Here is a 21,449-nt window from a genome sequence, read left to right on the forward strand (position 1 = left end):
TATGGACCTCATTGGAACGATTCTCTGGCCGCTGAAGTGGGCGGTTGAGCTTCTCCTCGTCGCCTTCCACTGGCTGTTCTCCACGCTGGGCATGGATTTCAACGGCGGATTGACGTGGGTTCTCTCCATCGTCGGGTTGGTCATCGTGGTGCGCGCCGCACTGATTCCGATCTTCGTCAAGCAGATCAAGAGTCAGCGCAAGATGCTCGAGGTCGCGCCTCAGCTCAAGAAGATTCAAGACAAGTACAAGGGTAAGAAAGACCAGTTCTCGCGCGAGGCAATGTCCCGCGAGACCATGGAGCTCTATAAGCGCACCGGAACTAACCCGCTGAGTTCGTGCCTTCCTCTGCTTCTGCAGATGCCGATCTTCTTTGCGCTGTTCTCGGTTCTCAATGATGCCCAGCACGGTAAGGCCGGCGTCGGACCGCTCAGTGAATCCCTCGGTCAGAGTTTCGGCAATGCGAAGCTCTTCGGTGCTCCGTTGCACGACTCGTTCGCGTCACAGTGGACGCTGATGACGGCCGGACAGCCGTTCAGTGCAACAGTGATGATCATCGCCGCCACCATGGTGGTTCTGATGACCGCCTCACAGTTCTTCACCCAGCTGCAGATCGTCTCGAAGAACATGTCGCCCGAGACCAAGGCGAGCCCGATGTTCAAGCAGCAGCGCATCATGCTTTACTTGCTGCCGCTCGTCTTCGCCTTCTCCGGTGTTGCCTTCCCGCTCGGTGTCATGTTCTACTGGCTCACCTCGAACATCTGGACGATGGCTCAGCAGTTCCTGGTCATCCGCAATATGCCGACCCCCGGGAGTGAAGCGGCCAAGGCTCGCGAGGAGCGCCTCGCCCGTAAGGGTAAGCTCATCGCCACCGACGGTGACGTGATTGTGGTTGACGAGGCGAAGAAGCCAGTTCAGCGACAGCAGCCGGTGAATAAGAACCGCGCAAAGAAGCAATCCGGGCCGAAGAAGTAGAAGGCGAAGATCAACGTGACCGACAACACCGACCTGATTGACACGGACACTGTGAATTCAGAAGTTCCGGTGTCCGAGGAATCCACTTCTGGTGCCCACTCTGAAGCACAGGCCTCGAGCGAGTCCCCCTCACTCGACCAGCTTGAGCGCGAGGGTGACATCGCTGCCGACTACATCGAAGAGTTCCTCGACATTTGCGATCTCGACGGCGACATTGACATTGATGCCCGTAACGGTCGCGCCTACCTCTCGGTGAACGCTGCAGACGCCGATAATCTGCGCTTGCTCTCCAAGCCCGACACAGTTACAGCCTTGCAGGAGCTGACGCGTCTCGCCGTGCAGAACCAGACCGGCGTCTTTTCGCGGTTGATCCTCGACATCGGCGGTTCACGTGACGCTCGAGAAGCCGAACTTCACGGCCTCGTGACGGTGGCCATCGAGCGCATTGAAGGGGGCGCGGCATCGGCCGCACTGCCTCCGATGTCTTCATACGAGCGCAAGTTGGTACACGACATCGTTTCTGCGCGGGGCTTCGTGTCGGAATCCGAGGGTGAGGGTGCCACCCGCCACACCGTCATCACCGCTGCCTAGTTTCACGTGAAACCATGACCGACCTACTAGAGACTGAGCCAGATGTCGCGGCCACCCTTTTCGGTGAGCAGCTGCCTGTGGCCCGCGCCTTCACCAGCAACCTGGCGAGCCAGGGTGAGGAACTTGGGCTGATCGGCCCACTGGAGCTCCCCCGCCTCTGGAGTCGCCACATCCTCAACTGCGCCATCGTGGCTCCGTTGCTGCGTCCCGGCTTGGTGGGCGACGTCGGTTCCGGGGCGGGTCTGCCTGGTTTGGTGCTCGCGATCGCGCGCCCCGACGTCTCCTTCGTGCTGATTGAGCCGATGGAACGTCGCGTGGCTTGGTTGAATGATCAGGTGAACGCGCTGGAACTGGCGAATGTCACGGTTAACCGTTCGCGCGCCGAAGACGTGCGACTGACCCGTCCATTCGACCAGGTCACAGCGCGAGCCGTGAGCGCATTCCGTACTCTGATTCCGTTGACGGCCCCCCTACTGCGACCGGGCGGTGAGCTGGTTCTCATGAAGGGCGCCGGCGCGCAGGGTGAGGTTGATGCGGCAAGCAAAGCGATTCGCGCCTATCGGTTGACCGATGTCGAAGTAATTACGCTCGGCGAGGGTGTGCTGAACGATGTGACCCGGGTTATTCGAGCTACAGTTGATTAGTCCCCGGCCGACTTCCCGCATTGCGGGGAGTCCGACCGTGGTTCACCCTTGGGTGGCCAATCGACCGTCAAACGCAAAGGTTTCACGTGAAACATCCTGGTGACGACCAGCACAGCAGCAGCACCGGCGCTTCGGTTTTTGATGGGGCCACTCCCCTGGCTCGTGAAATTGCCGAACTCACACGACGTCGGCAGGCTATTGCCTCAGAGCAGTTGCCGAAGCCCGAAAGGACGCGTGTCCTCACGATCTCGAACCAAAAGGGTGGGGTCGGAAAGACGACGACGGCGGTCAATATCGCGGCCGCTCTCGCGCGGCAAGGTGCACGCGTGCTCGTGATCGACCTCGACCCTCAAGGCAACGCATCCACTGCTCTGGGAGTTGACCATCGCGCCGATACCGCCAGCGTCTACGACGTGATCGTCAACGATCTTCCCCTGGGTGATGCGGTGCAGAAGAGCCCCGAATTCGGGGCCCTGTACTGTGTTCCCGCCACGATTCACCTGGCTGGTGCCGAGATTGAGCTCGTCTCACTGGTGGCACGAGAGCAGCGCTTGCGGCGCGCGTTGGACCTCTACCTGCAGAGCCTGGAAGAGCCGTTCGACTACGTCTTCATCGACTGCCCTCCGTCTCTGGGACTGCTCACAATCAACGCCTTCGTGGCTGCCCGTGAGGTTCTCATTCCCATTCAGTGCGAGTACTACGCGCTCGAGGGGCTGAGCCAGCTGCTCAAGAACATCGAGTTGATTGAGAAGCACCTGAACCCGGATCTGTCGGTGTCGACGATTCTGCTCACGATGTATGACAGCCGCACCAACTTGGCCAATCAGGTCGCCCAAGACGTACGCGATCACTTCCCGAAACAGGTTCTCAAGACCCTGATTCCCCGTTCGGTGCGTGTTTCTGAGGCTCCGAGCTATGGCCAGAGTGTAATCAGTTACGATTTGAACTCGGCAGGATCCCTCTCCTACCTCGAAGCAGCGGCAGAAATCGCCCGGCGGGGCGCCCCACAGACAGGATCCCAGCGATAATGGCGAAACGGACTGGCCTTGGCCGCGGCATCGGTGCCTTGATCCCTCAGCTGGATGAGGGCAAGTCCTCCCGTCCGGTCGACGTGTTCTTTCCGCAGGCGGATCCGGCCGATTTGTCGCCGTCGAACCCGCGTCGACCGGCGACCGGTGCTGCACCGGAGCTGCTTGCAGTGCCTGGAGCGCGGCTTGCACATCTGAATCCAGCCGACATCGTTCCCAATGCCGTTCAGCCTCGTACCGTCTTCAACGAGGGCGATTTGGCGGAGTTGGTGCATAGCATCCGAGAAATCGGGGTTCTGCAGCCGATCGTCGTGCGCCCACTCTCCGACCGTCCGGGCAAGTACGAGCTCGTGATGGGTGAACGGCGTTTGCGGGCTTCCCGCCAAGTGGGCTTGACGAGCATTCCCGCTGTTGTTCGCGACACAGCTGACGTCGACATGCTGCGTGATGCGCTTCTCGAGAACCTGCACCGCGCTCAGCTGAATCCTCTCGAAGAGGCCTCGGCCTACCAGCAGCTTCTTTCTGACTTCGGTATTACGCAGGATCAACTCGCGGCGAAAATTGGTCGGTCGCGACCGCAGATCACGAATACTCTTCGGTTGTTAAAGCTTCCGGAAGCGGTGCAGTTGCGCGTGGCGGCCGGCGTTCTGAGTGCGGGACATGCTCGGGCAATCCTGTCGGTGAACGACCACGGCGCAATGCTCGCGCTGGCCGACAAGATCGTGAATGAAGATCTTTCCGTTCGTGCGGCAGAGGCCGCAGCGGCATCCCCGGTTGGTGCGAAACAGCCGAAGGCAGCCCCCGGCGGACGTCAGGGACACCTCGACGAGATTGCCGAGCGACTCGGCGATCGGCTCGACACACGGGTGAAGATCAAGTTGGGTGCCCGGAAGGGTCAGGTGACGGTGGACTTCGCAACAATTGGGGATCTGAACCGAATTCTCGAAATTCTGGGTCAGCCCGGTTTCGGCGCAAACTAGCCGTTTTCGGTTCGTCAGGAACGATCCTCCTGGCTTTTGGGCCCTCTCGTCTCGGCGAAAGTTCGGCCGATTTGGGCTGCTTTTGCGGCACTTTCCGGACACCTGTCCGAGACTCAAGCCTTTTCGTATGAAACCAAGTTCAGTGTTCGGTGCTCGACTCTCTGCGTCACGATATGTGGGACGCGGTCTCCGATCTTCGGATGTTTCACGTGAAACGTTCGGCCCGAATTGATCAGCACCTCGCTCGCACCCCCGCTGATCAGATTCCCTTCTTCGTCGCCTCCCTCCCCTCCCATGATGCTCCCCCGGTTCTCCCCCGGTTCTCCCCCGGCTCTCCCGACCTGCGGTTGTCGCCACCCTCCAGCGTCTCCACACTCTCCCGCGTGTGGACCCGTGCCTCCACCCTCTCCCGCTGGTCGAGCTTGTCGAGACCCGGTGACCCGATCTGCATGTTGGTCGGCCACGTCCGCGCTGTCCGCTTCGATCTTCCCGTTGGTCGAGCTTGTCGAGACCCTGGTGAGCCGCTCTGCGTGCTGGATGTTCTCGGATTGTTTTGATGGATCTCGACAGGCTCGATCAGCGGTGGGGGCGCCGTGTTGCGGGGATCTCGACGAGCTCGATCAGCGGTGGTGCCGAGGCTATGGGAGCGGGGAATGCTTGCTTCCCCGCGACTTCCCGGGTCGCCGCTATCCCGTGGGTCGAGCTTGTCGAGACCCGGGTGAGCCGCTCTGCGTGCTGGATGCTCTCGGATCGTTTTGATGGATCTCGACAGGCTCGATCAACGGTTGGGGCGCCGTGTTGCGGGGATCTCGACGAGCTCGATCAGCGGTGGTGCCGAGGCTTTGGGAGCGGGGAATGCTTGCTTCCCCGGACTTCCCGGGTCGCCGCTAGTCCGTGGGTCGAGCTTGTCGAGACCCTGGTGAGCCGCTCTGCGTGCTGGATGTTCTCGGATCGTTTTGATGGATCTCGACAGGCTCGATCAACGGTTCGGGCGCCGTGTTGCGGGGATCTCGACGAGCTCGATCAGCGGTGGTGCCGAGGCTTTGGGAGCGGGGAATGCGTGCTCCGCGACTTCCCGGGTCGCCGCCAGTCCGTGGGTCGAGCTTGTCGAGACCTGGGTGAGCCGCTCTGCGTGCTGGATGTTCTCGGACCGTGTTGCCGCGATCTCGACAGTCTCGATCAGCTGAGGGCTCGATGATCGGCGCGCTCGGAGCGCCCCACGGTAACGGGGTGACGTCGGGGATCGCCGATTGTTTCACGTGAAACATTTGGCGGTCGCTATGCGCAACTGAAGAGCGTCATTGAGAATCCCACCAGCGCAGCACGCGCATCGCGTGCAGCGTGATCCATCGACTCGGCGCCCCTTCCTGCTCGCCGAAGTCGAGATGAGTCGGGCCTTGGTGCGTGTTTTCGAGGCGCCAGCGACCGTCGGCGTCACGTCGGTCGATGAGGAGCTGCACGGCCTCGGCGCACCGTTGGTCGGGCATTTGGCCAGTGCTGCGAAAATAGTCGAGCGCGCGAAGGGTGTCGTAGTACCAGCGTGTTGGGTAGGAAAACATTGTGAATCGTGGGTCAACGAGGCGTCCAGTGGAGAGCCGACGCATCAGCCCCCGCTCAAGCAGATAGTCCTCCCCGCTTCGGCGTGCCGTGGTGGCAGCGGCACTGGTTCCGGATGCGCGCTCGGCGGCGAGGAGCCCTTCGAGAACATTGATTGTCGTGCTGAATGACGAGCCTCGTGCCCCGTATTGCGCCCAACAGTTCCATCCACCGTCGGGCAACGCTGTTGTCACGAGCCGCTCGAGGATACTGTGCATGTCCTGGCCGAAGTACGAACCGATGGTGAGCGCCAGGCCATTGATGCACGGCTCGGTCTCGCCCTCGAAGAAGAGTGTGTCGGTTGCCTCCCACCGGACGTTGTCGCGCACGCGCGCGAGTGCAGTCTGCGCCCGGGAATCTGCGGGATCCAAACCAAAATCAGTCAGTTGCTGGAGCGCGAACGTGGTTGACGTCCACGCGTCAAAGAAGGGCTTTGAGTCGTCGGCCCAGCCCGGGCGATAAGTTCCCCCATCCCACTTGCCGTCGAGCGATTGCAGGGAGAGGATCTGCGCACCCCAGCCGTGGGTGGCAACGCGAGAGCGTTCGATCTCAACCTGTGCGCTGGGGGCGTCGAGTAAATCGCGCATCACCTGCCAGCGGATTGCAGGATCGGAGTCGAGTAACCAGTCAATCACGGTCATGTTGGCAGGCTAAGCCGCGCTGGGCGTTCCCGCAATATGCCTGCCGGTGACTACTGCGAGAGGCTCAGTGAGAGGTGCTCAGGCAGGTCGATTGTCTTTCCACCATCTGTCCGCCTCCCCGTTGGTCAAGTTTGTCAAGACCCTGGGAGCCGCTTGGAGTAGTGGGCGTTCTCGGGTCCATGTTGCGGGATCTCGACGGGCTCGATCAGCGGGACGGGCTCGATCAGTGGGACGGGTGCGGGCTCGATCAGCTCAAGGAGCGAGGCGCATGTTTCACGTGAAACATGCGCCTCCGGTGGAGCCGAGCGTTGCTACCTAGTTATTGGTGACCGCGGCGTGAGCAAGGGCCGAATAGACCTCTCCCAGCGACTGGCCCGACGCCTCGATTGACTGCGGGACAAGCGAGGTTTCGGTGAGGCCGGGCAGCACGTTCGCCTCCAGGAACCAGGGAGTTCCATCCGCATCCACGATGAGGTCGATGCGGGAGATGTGGCGCAGTCCGAGCAGGGTGTGGATCGCGACCGCGGTCTCGGCGACGCGCGCTGCCGACTGAGCGCTGATCCGCGCAGGCGTATAGAACAGGGTCTCCCCCGCGTTGTAACGCGCCTCGAAGCTGTAGATGCCACCGTGAGGCGCGATCTCGACCGCGGGCAGGGCCAGGGGGCCATCACCCGTGTCGACGACCGTGACGGCCAACTCAGTACCCGTCACCTTGGTCTCAACGAGCGCGGAGTCAGCGTAGGTAAAGGCGGCAACCATCGCACGTGGCAAAACCGATGCATCATCGACGACCGTGACTCCCTGGGCTGAGCCGCCCTGTGCCGGCTTGACGACGAGTGGGGTCCCCAAAGAACCCACCAGGCGCTCCAGAACCTGCGCGGCTCCAAGGTCACGGAATGTCTCTTTGGAGAGCGCAACGCCCCGCGGTGTGGCGTATCCGGCGCGACGCACAAGCTCCTTGGCGGTCGGCTTGGACCAGGCGAGGCCGGCAGCGGCACTGCGTGAGCCCACCGTGGGGATGCCCGTGGCTTCCAAGAGAGCGAGGAGCGCGCCGTCCTCGCCCGAGGCGCCGTGCAGAACCGGCCAGATCACATCGGGTCGACGAGCATCCAGACCGGCAAGCAGTCCGGCATCCGGGTCGAGCACGCGCACGGAATGGCCCACGCCGGTCAATGCATCGGCGACCCGACGCCCCGACCGCAGCGAGATGTCCCGTTCATGTGAGATTCCGCCGGCGAGAACAACGATGTCGAGGGGCTGGGTATCGCTCATGATCAGGTTCTTCCTTGGTCTGTTCTGGTCTGACGCGGTGACAATGATTAGGAGATGTTGGGCGGCGGGGCAGCGAAGCGCTGGCCGTCGCGCAGGGCATCGAGGCTGCCGGTTCCCGCGAAGGTGTCGAGCAGGTCGAGTTCGCCACGAATCACCGTGGCCAACCGACGGATGCCGAGCCGAATGTTCTCGGGAGTGGGATAGCAGAACGACAGGCGCATGTTCTGGTGACCGTCGCCATCGGCGAAGAATGCCGTGCCGGGTGTGTAGGCGACGAGTTCCTTCACAGCCCGCGGCAGCATCGCCTTCGAGTCAAGACGCTCGGGCAGGGTGACCCAGACGTAGAAACCACCGTTGGGATTCGTCCAGGTGAGTTCGGGGAGATATTCCCCCAGCGCCGAGATCATCGCGTTCTTACGTTCGTGATAGACCCCGCGGAAGGTGTTGATCTGACCCTTCCAATCGGCGGTCTTGAGATACTCCGAGATGACAAGTTGGCTGAACGAACTCGGCGAGAGCACCGCGGCCTCGTTGGCCAGCACCAGCTTCTCGCGGATGGCGTGGGGGGCGAGCGCCCAGCCGACCCGGAAGCCGGGTGCGAGGGTTTTGGAGAAGGTGCCGAGGTAGACCACGCCGTCCTCGTCGAGCGAACGGATGGCATCGGGGGCAGGGCGGTCGAAGTAGAGCAGCCCGTAGGGGTTGTCCTCGAGCACCAGGATCTCGTTCTCTTGGGCGATCTGGAGGATCTCGACGCGGCGCTCCCAGCTCAGCGTGACACCCGCCGGGTTGTGAAAGCTCGGAATCGTGTAGAGAAACTTGATGGTCTTGCCGGATGCCTTCACGCGCGCAATGTGCTCGCGGAGCGCTTCGGGGATGAGGCCGTGCTCGTCCATCGGTACGTGTTCGACCTCGGCCTGATAGCTCTTGAAGATCACCATGGCTGTGACGTAGCTGGGGCCCTCAGAAATGACGACGTCACCCGGGTCAAGGAAAAGCTTGCTGACGAGCTCCAGGGCGTGCTGAGAGCCGGTGGTGACCACGACATCGTCGGCATTGGCTGTGATTCCCTCAAGAGCCATCACCTCGAGAATCTGCTCGCGCAACTCGGGAACGCCCTGACCCGATCCGTATTGCAGGGCGACGGCGCCCTGCTCACGCATGACGGTATCCATGGCACCGATCACGAGGTCCTGGGGCAGTGCCGCCACGAAGGGCATACCACCGGCCAGCGAAACGACTTCGGGCCGAGAGGCCACGGCGAAGAGGGCTCGTACTTCGGAGGCACGCAGGCCCCCGGCGCGCTCGGCGTAGTGGGAGTACCACGGGTCGAGGTTGTTTCCGGCCTGGAGGGAGCCCTGTTCTGTCACGTCACTTCCGTTCTGGTGAGAGTTCAATCGTATGGTGTGTTTCGAACGCCCGAGAAACAGGGTGTCCCCGAACCGGCACCGCAGATAGAAAAAACCCCGCCCGGCTGGTGCCGGGCGGGGTCGTGAAACGACGGCTGCGGCTACTTGAGGTAGGCGGCCAGGTCGGCTTCGAGGGCCGGCTTCGGCTTGGCACCGATGACGGTCTTGACGACCTCACCCTTCTGGAAAACCTTCATCGCGGGGATGGAGGTGATCTGGTACTTCGCGGCCAGAGCCGGGTTGTCGTCAACGTTGAGCTTGACGATGTCGATCTTGTCGGCGTGCTCTGAAGCAATCTGGTCGAGGATCGGGCTCACTGCGCGGCAGGGGCCACACCATTCAGCCCAGAAATCGACCAAAACGGTCTTCTCGTTGTTGATGACTTCCTGATCGAAAGTCGCGTCGGTGACGGCGCGTGCACTCATCTGGATCTCCTTAGTAGATAACGGTTATACGAGTTCGGGATCGCCGGCATCTGCCAGCAACGTTTCGGGGAGCGACGCCAAGAAATGCTCGGCGTCGAGGGCGGCCACGGTTCCGGATGCCGCAGCGGTCACGGCCTGGCGGTAGGTCGGGTCGATGACATCGCCGGCCGCGAAAACACCGGGCTGGCTGGTCTTTGAGCTGCGCCCGTCGACGGCTATGGTTCCTTCAGGGGTGAGGTCCAACATGCCATGCACGAGGTGCGTGCGGGGGTCGTTGCCGATGGCGATGAAGAGACCACCCACGGCCAGGGAATCTTCGGCGCCGGTCACCGTGTCGCGTAGGACCAGCCCGTCGACGGCATCCGTTCCGGTGATGCCGACAACCTCGGAGTTCCAGACGAACTCGATCTTGTCGTTCGCGAAGGCACGCTCTTGCATGATCTTCGATGCACGCAGGGTGTCTTTACGGTGGATGACATAGACCTTGCTGGCGAAGCGGGTGAGGAAGGTCGCCTCCTCCATGGCCGAGTCGCCTCCGCCGATCACGGCGATGGTCTTCTCCTTGAAGAAGAACCCGTCGCAGGTGGCGCACCACGAGACTCCGTGTCCGGACAGGCGCTCTTCGTCGGGCAGGCCCAACTTGCGGTACGCGGAACCGGTGGCGAAAATCACGGCCAAGGCTTCGTGGGTCTCACCCGAGCCCAACGTGACCTTCTTGACTGGGCCATTCAGATCAAGCTCGGTGACATCGTCATACAGAACCTCGGTGCCGAAGCGCTCGGCCTGCTCCTGCATCTTGGCCATGAGCTCGGGACCTTGAATTCCCTCGGCGAAGCCGGGGAAGTTCTCGACATCCGTGGTGTTCATCAGCTCGCCGCCGGCCTCTACCGAGCTGGCGATCAGAAGAGGTTTCAGATTTGCTCGTGCGGCGTAGATCGCGGCGGTGAATCCGGCGGGGCCGGAGCCGATGATGATGATCTGGCGCACGCGCACTCTCCTTGAATTGGGGCCAATCAGGAACCGGTTTGTTCCTCGATGACCGTTACAACACATCCTAAGCGGAAGCTATTCCGTCACTCCGGGGAAGCGGCGGCAACCACTACAGGTTCGAAGCCACGGCGGTATTCGGATTGGGGGGTGGGCTGGTTAGCGACGGATGCGGGCCACGAGTGGCTCGACGAACGCTGCCAACTCGCTCGAGCGCATCAGTAACAGCATGCCGAAATAGGCCACCGACATGACGATGCCAATGACGGCCATCGCGACGACGGCGGCAAAAATTCCCGACACCGCGAACCCGCCCGCCCGGGTGCCGCCGAGGACGACAAGCAGGATCAGGCCGAGAATGACGGGCAGAATGGCCGCCACAAGGTATTTGACGAGGCTCTGCACGATGCGTCGCCCGTCGATTCCACCCAGGCGACCACGCAGCAAGAACGCGGCGAGGAGGGTCTGCAGGATGCCCGAGACCGTGACGACCAGGGCGATGCCCGCGGCGATCCACTCGGCGGGCAGCAGAGTGCAGGCCAGTACGCCGGCGACAACGAGCACGACCTGAAAGAGCGTGAAATAGAACGGCGTGCGGGTGTCACCGAGTGCGTAGAACGTGCGTTGCACCACGAACAGAATGCAGAACGCGACGAGGCCGAGCATGTACGCGATGATCACGTTTCCGGTGCCCTGCACCTGCACGAATTCGTCGTGCACGAACACGGCCGCGAACGGATACGCGCACACCGTGATCACCGCGGCGGCGAGCACGATAATCAGTGAGGTGCCCCGAATCGCCGACGAGGCATCCGTCTTCACCAAATCGAACTTGTCAACCGAGGCATGTTCGCTCATCCGGGTGAAATACGCCGTCGCAATCGACACGGTGATCACCGAGTGCGGCAGCATGAAAATGAGCCAGGCGGTGTTCAACACTTGAACGGATGCGGTGCTGTTATCGGCCGAGGCGATCGTGGCGACCTGGGTTTCGACGATGCCGGCGATGGTGGTGAGGATGAGCATGCCGAAGGTCCAGCCGGCCATCCGCCCGGCGGCGCCGAGGCCCACACCGCGCCACTGGAAGTCGGGCCGATAGCGCAGCCCGATGCGACGCCAGAAATAGTAGAGAACGACCGCTTGCAACAGCACGCCGAGGGTGGCGCTGCCGGCGAGCAGTGCGATCATGCCGGGCGAGAAATCGGTGGCGACCCGCTGGCCGGCCGGGTCGGCGCCGAACATGACGGCAAAGAGAAGGAGGCCGGCGATGGCCACGACGTTGTTGATCACGGGCACCCAGGTGTACGGACCGAACGATCTGCGGGCGTTCAGCACCTCCCCCAGCACCGTGTAGAGGCCGTAGAAGAAGATCTGCGGCAGGCACCAGTAGGCGAAACTGATCGCGAGGGCGAGTGAATCCGGTGAGAGGTTCAGCCCCCAGATCGGGGTGAGCACCGGGGCGAGAAGCGTGGCGATCACGGTCGCCGACGCCAGAATAACGAGTGCAATCGTGAGGAGCTTGTTGATGTACGCGGTGCCGCCATCGGCGTGCAGGGCCGCCCGAACGATCTGGGGCACGAGCACCGCGGTGAGCACACCGCCGGCGATGATCACGTAGACGGTGTTCGGCAGCTGGTTGGCCACGGCGAACGCGTTGGTGCTCTGTCCGAACAGGCCGATCACCTGGGCGAGCACCCACAGCTTCACGAATCCGAGGATGCGCGAGACGATCGTTCCCGACGCGAGAATTGCACTCGCGCGGCCGATGCCGGAGCTAGCCACGCGAGCCATCCCCTGCGTCCTCTGAGTCCGGTGCGCGCGGTGCGGGCGGTGCGGGAGCTACGGGGGTGTCGGGGCTGCCGTCGGTAACCTGCTCAGTCGGTGTCGCCTGAGCGCTCTCCTCGACGGGGCGCGAATCGTCCTGATCTGCGATTTTAGTGTGGCGTTCCCGGCGCCGGCGGATGATGTTGCGCACAATGCCAAAGCCGAAGAAGAGCACGACGAGAAGTGCGAAGAGCAGGGTGCCCAGGCTCTCCCAGTCGGCCCGCACGTTGACGGCGATCTCGGCCGGCGCGCCAATGGGGGTCCCGTCGGGGGTGGACAGGGCAACCCGTAGGGTCACCTCACCATTTCCGACCGCGGCCGTGACCGGCACGTTGACAATGCGGGCCGAGTTCGCGTCGATTGTCGCGTCGATAACGCCGCCGACGAGCAGACGGCCGTTCGAGGGAACAACCTGAACCCGAACCGAGACGGCCTGGTTCAGTGAGTTTCCGAGTGAGACGGGAATGTCCACCTTGCTACTGACGACGTTAACCGGACCCTTGGTCGTGACGGTGATCGACTGCAGAATATCGGCGGAGCCCGTCATGCTTGCGGCCACCGCCGACTCCCACGCAACCGGCTCGGGGGCCCAGGAGGCTGAAAGCAGGGTGAGGACGTTGAGCCGTTGGGGGCCGGTCAGCGCCAGCGGATCGTTGAGCGAACTCGAAAATGCGGTGAGTGCAGCTTCACGGCTGAGTAGCCGTTGGGCGGTCGCGGTGCGGGTGTCGGGCTCGGAGCGTGAGGCGAAGTTTGTCCCGGCCGTCGGGGTGGACGCACGGGCGTCGGCGATCGTTCCGGACTTCTGCCAGGTCAGTTCGTTCACGGCCTGGATGGTTTGTCCGAGGCGGAGCGGTGTCGACGACGAGCTGCGGTCGAAGGTGGCCAGAAGGGTGCGCGCCGTCGCCGGCTGCTCGGCGGCGACGACGGCGAGTTGGGCGGAGGCCTCGGCCATCGCGGCGCGCCAGGTGTCGTCACTGACTGCGGATGCCGCGGCACGCAGCGCCGTTTCAACTGCCGAGTCCGAGACCAGCCCGGAGGTGCGCCCGAGAAGCACCGCGGCGTTCGGCGTCAGCGTGCTGTCGGGCCGGTTCACGTTGTTGCTGGAGAGGAGGACCGAGCCGATTCCACTGTCAGCGAAAACGTTCAGATCGTTGACGCTGACGGTGCCGGCGCCGGGCCAACCCAGCCCGGTTGTCGAGTAGTTCCAGTCGAGCAGATCGGCGCTCGTCGGTGGGACGACCGGACTTAGTGTGGGCGTCGGGCTGGGAGCGACGGGCGCACCCGGAGCCGCCGGAGCCTCGGTGGGTTCCGTGTCAACGGCCGGACCTGTGAACAGTGTCGGGTCAATCGCCTGATCGAACGAAATCGGGGCCAGCAGTGCCGGCGCCCCGGCCTGTGCTTCCAACGCGATGTCGGCATCCGCATAGCTCAGCGCAAAACTGTCGTTGAGGGAGTTCGCGAGACGTTCCAGCCAATTCACGGCCGAGGCCGGTGCCGAACTGCCGAGAATGCGAATGGACGCGATGATCATCGGGTCGATGGCGAGGGTCGTCGGGCGGTCGAAGGTGGCATCGAGCTTACGAGTGAGCTGGCCGAGGGGGCCGGTGAGTGTCGCCAGTGTCTCGGCCGAGAGTAGACCGTTTTCCCCGGCGGATCCGGCCGGAACCGTGATCGGAACGACAAGCGTGAGAGTCACCGGGGCGACCGATTCACCGAGCGACCACACGAACGTACTCCGGGCGTCGACCCGCACGCCGTCGGCCGAGGTGAGGGTGGCGGCGATGCCGCGTGCTCCCCACGGGTTCGCGGTGGTCAAGCCGATGGATGCCGCGGGAACGGTCAGATCGATCGTCGTCGAGTGTCCGGGCTGCAGGGTGATTGCGAGGGGCTGGCTCAACATCAGATCACCCGGTGTGCCCGACGTTGCCTCGGGGCGCAGCCAGCTGTCGAGCATGGACCGAGTGGTGAGGGCGTCTTCGGCCAGATACAGGTCGAGCTGTGCCGTGGTCATGGCTGACGTCGTCGAATTGGTGATCGTCGCGGTGACCGGGAGGTCTTGGTTCGGCCCCACGGCGGCCGAGGTAGCGGGAGCGAGCACCAGGGTGATGCCACTCTGGGCGGCTTCTTCCGCTGTGGGCAGGCTGGCCGGAGCCGAGCTGACGGTGGCCGCCGCGTGGGTCGCCGAGGGGGCTGCAGCCTGTGCCGATACCGGAATCACCACTGCCGCAGCGGCAGCCAGAAGGCTGACCAGGAGGGCGGACAGCGGCATCCGGATCCGTGAGATCACTGCGCGCGACGAAGCGGGGAGCACAGGCCGACGCTCGGGAATTGACTCGGCCACCATGTAGGGGATTCTACGGCGTACCCGCCGGGAGAACGCTGCGCGGAACCGGTGGTGTCGTCGCAAGCATCTACAATTGATCGTATGCAGAGCGTCGCGGCAGCCCTCGCGCGACTGGGCGACCTGGCTGCCTCCCCCACGGTATCCCGTCTGGCGAACGCGTTTGCGGCGGCCGGCCATGAGCTCGCCCTCGTGGGCGGCCCGGTTCGAGATGCCTTCCTCGATCGCGAAACGAATGACCTCGATTTCACGACGGATGCCACGCCGGACCAGATCCTGGCCATCGTGAAGCCCATCTCCGACGCGCACTGGGACATCGGCCGGGCGTTCGGAACGATCGGTGCGAAGATCGCCGGTGAAACCGTCGAAGTCACCACGTACCGCACCGACAGCTACGACAAGACGACGCGCAAACCCGACGTTGTGTTCGGCACGAGCCTTGACGAGGACCTGCTTCGCCGCGACTTCACCGTCAACGCGATGGCCCTGCGCCTGCCACAGCTCACCCTGGTCGACCCGTCCGGCGGGGTCGATGACCTGCTGGCGAAGGTGCTGCGCACGCCGTCCTCCCCCGAGATCTCTTTCGGCGACGATCCGCTGCGCATGATGCGGGCGGTGCGCTTCACTGCGGTGCTCGGCTTCAGCTTGGATGCGGCGACGGGCGAGGCGCTGGCGCAGATGGCCGAGAGCATCCGCATGATTTCGGCCGAACGGGTCTGTGAAGAACTTTCGAAGCTGCTGCGCTCGGCTACGCCGCGGGCCGGTCTCGAACTCATGGTGGAGTGTGGTCTGGCCGCGCTCGTGTTGCCCGAGCTGCCGGCGCTGCGCCTGGAGGTCGACGAGCACCACCACCATAAAGACGTTTATCAGCACACACTGACCGTGGTCGAACAGGCGATTGACTACGAGATTTCGCGTGGCAACCTGGACAGCCCCGATCTGATTGTGCGTCTGGCGGCGCTGTTCCACGATGTCGGAAAGCCGGCGACGCGGCGTCTGGAACCCGGCGGTGTCGTCAGTTTCTACCACCACGACATGGTCGGCGCGAAGCTGGCCAGAAAACGGTTGCGGGCGCTGCGCTTCGACAACGACACCATCAACGCCGTTGCGGTGTTGATCGAGTTGCACCTGCGCTTCTTTGGCTACACCGAGGGAACCTGGACCGATTCCGCTGTGCGTCGATATGTACGCGACGCCGGTGACCAGCTTGAGCGGTTACACATTCTGACCCGGGCCGATGTGACCACACGCAACCGGCGCAAGGCTGACCGCCTGGGCTTTGCGTACGACGACCTGGAGCGTCGCATCGCCGAGCTGGCTGAGAAAGAGCAACTGGATGCCGTGCGCCCCGACCTCGACGGTGAGGCGATTATGGGCATCCTGGGGATCTCCCCCGGACGTGACGTGGGTGAGGCCTACCGGTATTTGCTTGAGCAGCGCCTCGACGACGGGCCGCTCGGCGTGGAGGAAGCCACGCGCCGGTTGCAGGCGTGGTGGGCCGGACGTGAGGTCTAGCAGCACCACGGATCCGCCCACTCAGCGCGCAGCACGAGGGCAGGTCCGACGCCCCGGGCAGCGCCGTGCGCGCCGTGCAACCACCCTGACCGGTTACGCGTTCCTGGCGCCGAGCCTGTTCGGGGTTGGCTTCTTTTTGCTGCTGCCCGTCCTCATCGTGGTGTGGCTGAGCTTTCAGAGCTGGGACCTCATCTCCCCCGCCCGGTTCGTGGGCCTCGAGAACTACCGGGCGGTGCTCTCTGACGGTGTGTTCGGCAATTCGTTGCTGGTCACGTTGCTCTTCGTCGCCATCGTGATTCCGGTTCAAACCTCGCTCGGGCTCTTCGCCGCCACGCTGTTGACGCGCGGCTTACCCGGCTCGGGTTTCTTTCGAGTGGTGTTCGTGTTGCCCTGGATCTGTGCCCCGCTGGCGCTCGGTGTGGTGTGGAAATGGATCTTCGCGCCCACGGATGGCGCACTCAATACGCTCCTGGGGCAGCGTGTGGAATGGCTCAGCGATCCGCGACTCGCCCTGCCCGCCGTCTGCGCTGTCGTGATCTGGACCAACGTGGGCTACGTGACGCTGTTCTTCATGGCCGGCTTGCAGAACATTCCGGAGCACCTGCTGGAAGCCGGCACCCTCGACGGCGCCGGGCCGGTCGCGTTGTTTTGGCATGTCAAGCTGCCGCTCCTGCGCCCGACGATGTTCTTCGTGCTCGTCACCTCGGTCATCAGCACGTTCCAGATTTTCGACCAGGTCTACGCGCTGACCGGAGGCGGGCCGCAAGGGCGAACAGACGTCGTCGCTGCGCGTATCTACTACGAAGCGTTCGAGTCGTTTTCGTTCGGCCGGGCCTCGGTGATGGCCGTCATCCTGTTGGTCATTCTTGTCACGATCACCCTCGTGCAGCAGCAGTACTTCCGGCGGAGGACGACCTATGAAATGGATTAGAACCCTCGCCATCTACCTTTTTCTGCTCGCCGGTGCCGTCGTCACGCTGGGGCCGTTCCTGCTCAGCATCCTCACCGCGTTCAAGACCTCGGGGCAGTTTGCACAGACGAATGCGCTGAGCTGGCCCGACCCGTTCACTCTCGACAACTTCACCGAGCTGCTGACGGGTCGTGCGGAGTTCGGCCGCGCCATTGGCGTGACCTTGCTCGTGGCGGCGCTGCTTGTCGCCGCGCAACTGGTGTTCTCGATCATGGCCGCGTACGCGTTTGCCCGGCTCGAGTTCGCCGGCCGCGACATCGTGTTCTGGGTCTACCTCTCCACCCTCATGATCCCCGCGATCGTGATCGTCGTCCCTCTCTATCTGATGATGACCGAGGCCGGGCTGCGCAACACCTTCTGGGGGCTCGTGCTGCCGTTCGCGTTCGCAAGTCCCTACGCGACGTTCCTCCTTCGTGAGTACTTTCGGGGCATCCCGCAAGAACTCGTTGATGCGGCCCGACTCGACGGCGCCAACGCACTGGATGTCCTCGTTGAGATCATCGTTCCGCTCAGCCGTCCCATCATCGCCACACTGCTTCTGATAACTGTCGTGAGCCAGTGGAATAATTTCCTCTGGCCGCGAATTATCACAAGCGGTAACACGTGGCGTCCCGTCACCGTTGCGACTGCTAGCCTCCAATCGCAGTACAACGGCAACTGGACTCTCGTGATGGCCGCGACAACGCTCGCGCTCGTGCCGCTTCTCGCTCTCTTCCTGATCTTTCAGAAGCAGATCGTGCGCTCGATTGCCATTACCAGCTTCAGATAGACCCCGCTCTGGCGCCGTGCGACGGCGTGCAGGCCGCAGCACACGCACACAGCACACGCACACAGCACACGCACACAGCACACACAGCACACACCCGAAGGACACCCATGGCCAAGCGCTCGACCATCATTGCCATTACCGCGGCTGTCGCCGTCGTCGCCATCGGGGCGGTCGGCGCCGGCTTCGCCCTTGCCGGATCGAACAGCAACGACTCGGCGGCCGGCGACCAGACGACCGTCACCGTGCGACTGTGGGACGAGCAGGTCGCATCGGCGTACGAGCAGTCATTCGCCGCCTTCGAAGCGAAGAACCCGACCATCAAGGTCGACGTCACGGTCGTGCCGTGGGCCGACTACTGGACCAAACTGCGCACCGATATCGCGGGCAAGAGCGCCGACGACGTGTTCTGGGTGAACAACTCCTACTATGCGGACTACGCCGACAACGGCAACCTCCTCAATATCGATGACGCACTCGGCACCAACGCCAAAGACGCCTGGCAGCCGAGCGTGGTCGACCAGTTCACGCGCGACGGCGCACTGTGGGGTGTTCCTCAGCTGTCGGACGCGGGTATCGCGGTCTACTACAACACGGAACTTCTGGCTGACGCGGGCATCGACCCCTCCTCTCTCGAGAACCTCACCTGGAGTCTGGACCCGGCCACCGACACGTTCCTTCCGGTGCTGAAGAAACTCACGAAAGATGGCGCCGGGCACACGGCCGATGAGGCCGACTTCGACGCGGCATCCGTCACCCAGTACGGCTACAACGCGGGCAACGACCTGCAAGCCATGTTCCTCAACTACATCGGCTCGAACGGTGGAACCTTCCAGGACGGCGACGAGTTCACGTTCGCGAACCCGAAGACGGTCGAAGCGTTTCAGTACCTGACCGACCTGATCAACCGCGACCACGTGGCCCCGTCGGCGGCCGACACGAACCAAAACGGCGACTTCAGCCGCGACCAGTTTCTGCACGGCAAGATGGCACTGTTCCAGTCGGGTCTGTACAACCTCAAAAACGTCGCGGATGGCGCATCCTTTGACTGGGGCGTGGCCTCCATCCCCACCGGTCCGGCCGGACGCGTCTCGGTGACCAACGGAATTGTCGCGGCCGGTAACGCCGCCAGTGCTCACCCGGCCGAGACCCAGAAGGTTCTCGAATGGCTCGGTTCGGTCGACGGCAACGAGTTCGTCGGAGCAAGCGGCGCGGCGGTTCCCGGAGTCGTTGCGGCGCAGTCGGCATACACAGCGGTCTGGGAAGCCCAGGGCGTTGACACTTCGAAGTTCTTCGACGTGATTGCGAACCCGACTATTCCGGCACCGCGGGGAGCCAACTTCGGAGCGGCGTACGGCGCGTACGGACCGATCCTTGAGGACGTTTTCGCGGCCCGCATCCCGGTCGCCGAGGGGATGCAGAAGGCGCAAGACGCCGCGAACGCAGCGTTGAAGAAGTAGCGCTCGCTCGACTCCCCCACCCGCGTCTTTTGGCCGATTTCGCCCTGTGCGGTCGAGTTCGCCCTGCACGCCAGGCGAACTCGACCGCACTTGATTAAGTCGGCACTGGCCACTGGCCACTGGCACTGGCACTGGCACTGGCGCAGGCGCAGGCGCTGGCGCTGACGCTGACGCAGGCGCAGGCGCTGGCGCTGACGCTGGCATAGCCGAGAGCACAGATGCGAGAACGGATGCGTGCGGCAGCAGGAGACCGGCAGCCACGAGGGGCGCCCTCCACAGCTTTCGCACACACTGCTTGTCACCAGATGCAGAGCTCGAGGCCGCATGAGCTCATCGATGCACAAGCATCGGGGCATGAATGGTCTCACGCGATCTGAATCACAGCACGTGCTGCTCACCCGCGACCTGGAACGTGTCGGAGCAGATGGGCGGTCACTGCGCCGCGGACTCGAGAGAGGGCAGCATCGGCGTCTCCTGCGGGGTGTCTACGTTGCGACGGAAGTCTGGAACGACGCTGACGACGATGCCCGTCACATCATGCGCATCCAGGCCGCGCTCCGTACCCGACGCGACGACGTCGTGGTGTCGCACGTCTCGGCCGCACGGCTCTGGGGACTGCCGATTCTTGGTCGGTGGCCGCTGGAAGTTCATCTCAAGCCGCTCGGCGGGCGCATCCGTGAATCCAAAAACGGAATCATCTGGCACCACGACGCTTTCGCGAATGACGAGGTGGTCGAGCTGGATGGCGTCTTGGTGACGAGTCGATTGCGAACGCTGGTTGATCTGGCCCGCTCGTCGAGCTTCGCGTCGGCCGTGGCGACACTTGATGCGGGCTTGAGTTCGCGTTTTGCCCTGCCGAATGGCCAACAGGGTCGCCTACTGCTCAAGGAAGACATGCTCGAGGAGATCGCGCGTCTGGGCCCAGTGCGCGGATGCCGAGCCGCCCGCCTCGCGACGAACTTTGCCGACGGGGATTCGGGCTCGGTGGGTGAATCGGCCAGCCGCGCGAACATCTACTTGAGCGGGATGCCCGCGCCTCGCTTGCAAGTCTCCTATCCACGCGAGGACGGCGGGAACGACATCACCGACTTCACCTGGAAGAAGGAAGACCACATTCAACGGATGCCGCTCCTCGGCGAATTCGACGGATTCGTCAAGTACACACGCAGTCAGTATCTGAAGGGGCGCACGATTGAGGACGTGGTGTGGGAGGAGAAGGTGAGAGAGGACCGGCTCCGGGCTCCGGGCCGGGCGATGTCGCGCTGGCTGTGGAAAGTGGCCATGAGCCCCGTCCTTCTGCGAGCACACCTTCTTGAGGCAGGGTTGCGCCCTCATGAATGAGAGCGTCGGCCGAGCCGAGATCCGTCGAGTTAAGCCTGTGCGGTCGAGTTCGTCCCGCACGCGCGGCAAACTCGACCGGAAGAAGGAAAGTCGGCGAAAATGTGGCCTGGCGAACCCGAGTGGCGCTCCTCGGACTCATCGGGTACGCTTGGCAGGTTGTCTGTGCGCCGGATTCCCGGCCTCCGCATTCCACACATGCACAACCCTCCTGTTGCAGAAATTCTGCAGCCGTTTTAGTCCGAAGGAGGTGGGTTAGTCATGCACCAGTACGAACTGATGGTTATCCTCGATCCCGAGATCGATGAGCGCACCGTAGCTCCCAGCCTTGACAAGTTCCTCAACGTTATTCGTAACGCCAATGGAACCATTGACAAGGTTGATGTTTGGGGTCGTCGTCGTCTCGCATACGAGATCAACAAGAAGACCGAAGGCATCTACGCCGTCGTTGACTTCACCGCAACTTCTGAAGCGACGGTCGAGCTCGACCGTCAGCTGAAGCTGTCTGAGGCAGTCATGCGCACCAAGGTTCTCCGCGCAGAAGAAGGCATCGCTCAGGTTGTCGAAGCCAAGAAGCTCGCCGACGAGAAGGCCGCCCGCAAGGCTGCCAACCCGAAGGCTGCTCCTGTCAAGGTTGACGCCAAGCCCGACGCCAAGGTTGCCGCTCCGGCCGCCAAGGTTGCCGCGGCCGC

17 protein-coding genes and 1 pseudogene are annotated in these 21,449 nt (G+C 63.2%); 11 read left to right on the forward strand and 7 right to left on the reverse strand.

Features of this window, described 5'->3' with window-relative positions; translation table 11 throughout:
- Window position 1: 1 nt before the first annotated feature.
- The 5 genes from yidC (at window position 2) to HNR05_RS13855 (ending at window position 4,216) form a co-directional block, all read left to right on the forward strand.
- Window positions 2–973: a membrane protein insertase YidC gene (gene yidC / locus HNR05_RS13835; RefSeq protein ID WP_179579674.1), complete on the forward strand. Its 972-nt coding sequence runs from the start codon at window positions 2–4 to the stop codon at window positions 971–973.
- Window positions 974–982: 9 nt separating this feature from the next.
- Window positions 983–1,564: a Jag family protein gene (locus tag HNR05_RS13840; RefSeq protein WP_425485109.1), complete on the forward strand. Its 582-nt coding sequence runs from the start codon at window positions 983–985 to the stop codon at window positions 1,562–1,564.
- A 14-nt stretch (window positions 1,565–1,578) separates the two neighbouring features.
- A complete protein-coding gene (gene rsmG, locus HNR05_RS13845; protein ID WP_179579675.1) occupies window positions 1,579–2,208 on the forward strand; it encodes a 16S rRNA (guanine(527)-N(7))-methyltransferase RsmG in 630 nt (209 codons plus the stop codon).
- A gap of 86 nt (window positions 2,209–2,294) precedes the next feature.
- Window positions 2,295–3,236 carry a ParA family protein gene (locus HNR05_RS13850; protein ID WP_343062604.1) on the forward strand — a complete coding sequence of 314 codons (942 nt, stop codon included), beginning with the start codon at window positions 2,295–2,297 and terminating at the stop codon, window positions 3,234–3,236.
- On the forward strand, window positions 3,236–4,216 hold the full coding sequence (locus HNR05_RS13855) for a ParB/RepB/Spo0J family partition protein (RefSeq protein ID WP_179579676.1): 981 nt from the start codon (window positions 3,236–3,238) through the stop codon (window positions 4,214–4,216). Before HNR05_RS13850 ends, HNR05_RS13855 begins: the two co-directional genes overlap by 1 nt.
- 1,298 nt (window positions 4,217–5,514) lie before the next feature.
- Here HNR05_RS13855 and HNR05_RS13860 read toward each other — a convergent pair.
- From HNR05_RS13860 to HNR05_RS13890, 7 genes are all read right to left on the reverse strand, one after another.
- On the reverse strand, window positions 5,515–6,453 hold the full coding sequence (locus tag HNR05_RS13860) for a prenyltransferase/squalene oxidase repeat-containing protein (RefSeq protein ID WP_179579677.1): 939 nt from the start codon (window positions 6,451–6,453) through the stop codon (window positions 5,515–5,517).
- Between the two features lie 315 nt (window positions 6,454–6,768).
- Window positions 6,769–7,725 (reverse strand): D-alanine--D-alanine ligase family protein, encoded by a 957-nt coding sequence (locus HNR05_RS13865; protein WP_179579678.1) that lies wholly within the window; start codon window positions 7,723–7,725, stop codon window positions 6,769–6,771.
- A 47-nt stretch (window positions 7,726–7,772) separates the two neighbouring features.
- The gene (locus tag HNR05_RS13870; RefSeq protein WP_179579679.1) at window positions 7,773–9,092 is read right to left on the reverse strand and encodes an aminotransferase class I/II-fold pyridoxal phosphate-dependent enzyme; all 1,320 of its coding nucleotides are present in this window, start codon (window positions 9,090–9,092) and stop codon (window positions 7,773–7,775) included.
- A 140-nt stretch (window positions 9,093–9,232) separates the two neighbouring features.
- Entirely contained in the window at window positions 9,233–9,556 is a 324-nt protein-coding gene (gene trxA, locus HNR05_RS13875; RefSeq protein WP_179579680.1) for a thioredoxin, read from the reverse strand.
- Between the two features lie 24 nt (window positions 9,557–9,580).
- On the reverse strand, window positions 9,581–10,543 hold the full coding sequence (gene trxB / locus HNR05_RS13880) for a thioredoxin-disulfide reductase (protein ID WP_179579681.1): 963 nt from the start codon (window positions 10,541–10,543) through the stop codon (window positions 9,581–9,583).
- Window positions 10,544–10,702: 159 nt separating this feature from the next.
- A complete protein-coding gene (gene murJ, locus HNR05_RS13885; RefSeq protein ID WP_179579682.1) occupies window positions 10,703–12,334 on the reverse strand; it encodes a murein biosynthesis integral membrane protein MurJ in 1,632 nt (543 codons plus the stop codon).
- Window positions 12,318–14,711, reverse strand: a complete 2,394-nt coding sequence (locus tag HNR05_RS13890) for a DUF6049 family protein (RefSeq protein WP_179579683.1) — start codon at window positions 14,709–14,711, stop codon at window positions 12,318–12,320. Before HNR05_RS13890 ends, murJ begins: the two co-directional genes overlap by 17 nt.
- Window positions 14,712–14,792: 81 nt before the next feature.
- Here HNR05_RS13890 and HNR05_RS13895 point away from each other — a divergent pair, with 81 nt between their 5' ends.
- The 6 genes and pseudogenes from HNR05_RS13895 to rpsF all read left to right on the forward strand — a co-directional run.
- Window positions 14,793–16,223 carry a CCA tRNA nucleotidyltransferase gene (locus tag HNR05_RS13895; protein WP_179579684.1) on the forward strand — a complete coding sequence of 477 codons (1,431 nt, stop codon included), beginning with the start codon at window positions 14,793–14,795 and terminating at the stop codon, window positions 16,221–16,223.
- Entirely contained in the window at window positions 16,213–17,154 is a 942-nt protein-coding gene (locus HNR05_RS13900; RefSeq protein ID WP_179579685.1) for an ABC transporter permease subunit, read from the forward strand. Before HNR05_RS13895 ends, HNR05_RS13900 begins: the two co-directional genes overlap by 11 nt.
- Window positions 17,141–17,962, forward strand: coding sequence for a carbohydrate ABC transporter permease (locus tag HNR05_RS13905; RefSeq protein WP_179579686.1), 822 nt, complete (start codon window positions 17,141–17,143; stop codon window positions 17,960–17,962). Before HNR05_RS13900 ends, HNR05_RS13905 begins: the two co-directional genes overlap by 14 nt.
- Before the next feature lie 107 nt (window positions 17,963–18,069).
- Entirely contained in the window at window positions 18,070–19,419 is a 1,350-nt protein-coding gene (locus HNR05_RS13910) for an ABC transporter substrate-binding protein (RefSeq protein WP_179579687.1), read from the forward strand.
- A gap of 354 nt (window positions 19,420–19,773) precedes the next feature.
- Window positions 19,774–20,760, forward strand: coding sequence for a hypothetical protein (locus tag HNR05_RS13915; protein WP_179579688.1), 987 nt, complete (start codon window positions 19,774–19,776; stop codon window positions 20,758–20,760).
- A 258-nt stretch (window positions 20,761–21,018) separates the two neighbouring features.
- Window positions 21,019–21,369: pseudogene (rpsF, locus tag HNR05_RS13920) on the forward strand (30S ribosomal protein S6); the annotation flags it as partial.
- Window positions 21,370–21,449 lie beyond the last annotated feature (80 nt).

The organism is Leifsonia psychrotolerans, assembly GCF_013410665.1.
Taxonomy (GTDB): domain Bacteria; phylum Actinomycetota; class Actinomycetes; order Actinomycetales; family Microbacteriaceae; genus Cryobacterium; species Cryobacterium psychrotolerans_A.